The following is a 1,200-nucleotide window of genomic DNA, read 5'->3' as shown; positions in this document are numbered from 1 at the left end:
TTTACCTTACCATTGAGAACTTCTTTACCATCACGACCTGACTGACCTGTCGCTCCATCTTGTCCATCTTTCACAATGGATGTTTGAATAAGGGTATCAGTTCCTTCTGTATAGTTACCATCACCATCTTTGTCAATGTAGAAGGTTAGAGTGGTTTGTTTCTTATCTTCATCACGAACAGCTTTAACTTTTGGTGTTTGGCCATCTACTCCGTTTTTAACAACTGTTGTAAGGGCTGGCTTGCCTTCTGGCTGAGTAATAGTAATTGTATGACTGCCATCTTGGTTGTCTGTCACAGTTACTGTTGGAGTGAAGCCGTCTTGGCCGTTCTCACCTTTCTCACCTTTATCGCCTTTAGGACCTTGTTTCCCATCTGGAATAATGACTTCTTTGAGTTTTATATCGTTTTCATCAAATTCATTATTGTCATTTTGGTCATAATAGAAAATAACAGTTGTTGTTTTATCAGATTCGTTTCTTTTAGTTGCTACTAATGGGCTGTCCCCATCGAAACCATCTCTCACAACAGTAGTAGTTATTCCACCTTTACCATCATTGATAGTAATCGTATGCGTACCATTTTGACCATCAGTTACTTTCACCGTTGGAGTTATTCCATCAGCACCTTTTGGTCCTGCTGGTCCTCTTTGTCCTTGGGCTCCAGTTGGTCCAACTGGACCTTGTTGTCCGTCACGAATTGTTGTTGTTGCATCACTACCATCAGGATTATGTACTGTCAATATATGTGTTCCATTTTGACCATCAGTTATAGTTACTGTTGGAGTTTTCCCATCAGCACCTTTTTGTCCATCCTCTACAAATGTTGTTTGAGGTTGTCCTCCTACTGGTGTAATTGTCACTAAAACTCCATTTTTCCCATTTTTCACAGTTCTAGTTGCTGTGATTGTTGGTGATTGTCCGTTAACACCATTTCTTCCATCAGTGATTGTTGCCAATGGTTGGGTTGGATTTAGTGGTTGTCCTGGTCTTGCTGGATCCTCTACATAAATTTTTGTTTCAGTTCCATTTTTAATAGCGATTAAAGATTTTCCATCTGCACCTTTTGGACCTGCTGGTCCAACTGGACCTTGTTGTCCGTCACGAATTGTTGTTGTTACATCACTACCATCAGGATTATGTACTGTCAATATATGTGTTCCATTTTGACCATCAGTTATAGTTACTGTTGGAGTTTTCCCA

1 pseudogene is annotated in these 1,200 nt (G+C 40.0%); it reads right to left on the bottom strand.

What is annotated here, in order from left to right:
* Positions 1–1,200 (bottom strand): annotated as a pseudogene (locus QM874_RS09810) (hypothetical protein); the annotation flags it as partial.

This window comes from Streptococcus infantis, assembly GCF_047463615.1.
In the GTDB taxonomy this organism is placed as follows: Bacteria; Bacillota; Bacilli; order Lactobacillales; family Streptococcaceae; genus Streptococcus; species Streptococcus infantis_X.
The sequence above is the reverse complement of the archived record's forward strand: the minus strand, read 5'-3'. Positions and strand labels throughout refer to the sequence as shown.